The organism is Streptomyces sp. Ru71 (assembly GCF_002920535.1).
In the GTDB taxonomy this organism is placed as follows: domain Bacteria; phylum Actinomycetota; class Actinomycetes; order Streptomycetales; family Streptomycetaceae; genus Streptomyces.
In genome coordinates this window covers 1-2,355 of sequence record NZ_PQSS01000162.1, presented here as the reverse complement: position 1 = coordinate 2,355, position 2,355 = coordinate 1, and the positions used below count along the sequence as shown (strand labels likewise).

Genomic DNA, 2,355 nt, shown 5'->3' with positions numbered 1-2,355 from the left:
CCGCGGGGCGGCCATCCGTATCAGGTCCGGGCTCTGATGGGCCGAGCCGTGATGGGCCACCTTCAGCACATCCACGTCCCGCAGTGACGCGGCCGCCTCCGAGTTCGCCAGCGCCTGCTGCGCCGGCGGTTCCAGGTCCCCCAGCATCAGCACCCGCAGCCCCGCCGACCGCACCAGCAGGGTGACGCTGGCGTCGTTCGGACCGTCCATCTCCGGCACCGGACCGGGTCGCGGCCACAGCACCCGCCAGGACAGCCCACCGACCCTGCGCTCCTCCCCCGCGGCGCCCCGGATGAGCGGGATGCGCCGCGCGAACGCCTCCTTCCGCACGAACCTCACCTGGTCCGCGGGCTGTTCCAGACCGGTCGTCTCGATCGCCCCCACCGCGCGGCCGCGCAGCACACCGGGCAGCCCGGCCACATGGTCCGCGTGGAAGTGGGTGAGCACGACGAGCGGGATCCGGGTGACGCCGAGCCTGCGCAGACACCGGTCCACCGGCCGGGGATCGGGCCCGGCGTCCACGACGACCGCGCTGCCCTCGCCGGCCGCGAACACCGTCGCGTCGCCCTGCCCCACGTCGCACATCACCAGCCGCCAGCCCGGCGGCGGCCAGCCCGTGACCACCCGGGTCAGCGGGGGCGGCTGCACCACGAAGAGCAGCAGCAACACCCCGCACGCCCCGCACAGCCAGGGGTGCCGCAGCAGCCACCGTCCCGCGAGCACCGCCGCCCCCGTCGCGAGCGCCAGCAGCAGCGCCCCGGTCCAGCTCCCGGGCCAGTCCAGGCCGCCGCCGGGCAGGGCGGCCCCGGTCCGGGCCACGCCGGCGATCCACCGGGCCGGCCAACTCGCGCACCAGGCCAGCGCCTTGGCCAACGGCATCGCGAAGGGCGCCGTCGCCAGCGCGCCGAACCCGAGCACCGTCGCCGGTGCCACCGCGACCTCCGCGAGCAGGTTGCACACCACCCCGACCAGGCTCACCCGGGCCGACAGCACCGCCACGACCGGCGCGCACACCACCTGGGCGGCACCCGCGGCGGCCAGCGCCTCGGCGAGGCGGGGCGGCACCCCGTGCTGCCGCAGCGCCTGGCTCCACCCCGGCGCGATCGTGAGCAGGGCTCCCGTCGCCAGCACCGAGAGCAGGAAGCCGTAGCTGCGGGCCAGCCACGGGTCGTAGAGGACCAGCAGCAACACGGCCGTGGCCAGCGCCGGGATCAGCGATCTGCGGCGCCCGGTCGCCAGCGCGAGCAGCGCGACGGACCCGCAGGCCGCCGCCCGCAGCACGCTGGGGTCGGGCCGGCACAGCACCACGAAGGCGAGGGTGAGTCCCGCGCCCAGCAGGGCCGTCGTGCGCAGGGACAGGCCCAGTCGGGGTGCCAGTCCCCGGCGTTCGGCCCGTTGCGCCAGGCCGGGCGGACCGAGGAGCAGGGCGAGGAGGATGGTGAAGTTGGCGCCGGACACGGCCAGGGTGTGGGTGAGGTCGGTCTCCTTGAACGCCTCGTCCAACCGCGGTGTGATCCGGGACGTGTCCCCGACGACGAGCCCGGGCAGCAGGGCCCGCGCGTCCGCCGGCAGTCCGTCGGTCGACTGCCGCAGCCCGGCCCGCAGCCGCCCCGCCAGCCGCTGCGGGCCCGACGGTTTTGCCACGACCCGCGGGGCGCCCGCGTCCCGCACCCGCAGCACGGCCGCGACCCGCTCCCCACCGAGAACGGGCGGGGCGAGCCGCCCCGTCACCCGGACCGTGGTGGACGGCAACAGCTCCAGCCATGGCGAGCGAGGGGTTGCGTCATCGACGGCTGGTCCTCGGGCGGTCGTCGGTGACGGGGGTCTGTCCGTGCCGGCCGTGCGCGGCTCGTCGCCCGCGCCGCTTGACGCCCCCTCGGCACCCGGGCCGCTCGGCTTCCGCTCGCCGCCCGCGTCGCTCGGCTTGCGTTCGTCGGCGTCTGCCGCCCCGGCCCGTGGACCCGCGTCCACGATCAGCAGCACCGGAGCCCGGGTGCGCGCCCGCGTTCCGCCGCGCTCCTCGACCGCCCTGACCTCCGCCTCCATCACCACCGACGGCGCGGTGAGGTGGTCCCCCTTCACCCGGGGCCGGGTGAGCCGCGCGTCGGAGGTGACCTCCACCTCCGCGGTCACGGTGGCGTACTGCCGGGCCAGCGCCAGCACGGGCCCCCGGCGCAGATCCGCGCCGTGCAGAGCGGCGGAGACGGCCGCGGCGGCCACGCACAGGAGGACCGCGGCCACGGTCGCGCCCGCCCTCGCCCGCCCCGCGGGCTCCGGGGTGGGCCTCCGCCGCCGGTCCGGGCGCGTGCACCGGGCGCCCTCGCCGCACCGCGAGCAGAACCGAGCCCCGCGGCC

General features: G+C 77.5%; 1 protein-coding gene. It reads right to left on the bottom strand.

The window, feature by feature from the left end; all coding sequences use genetic code 11:
- Positions 1–2,241: ComEC/Rec2 family competence protein (locus tag C3489_RS37960; RefSeq protein WP_103786675.1), on the bottom strand; the 2,241-nt coding region annotated here is incomplete at its 3' end.
- Between the last annotated feature and the right edge of the window lie 114 nt (positions 2,242–2,355).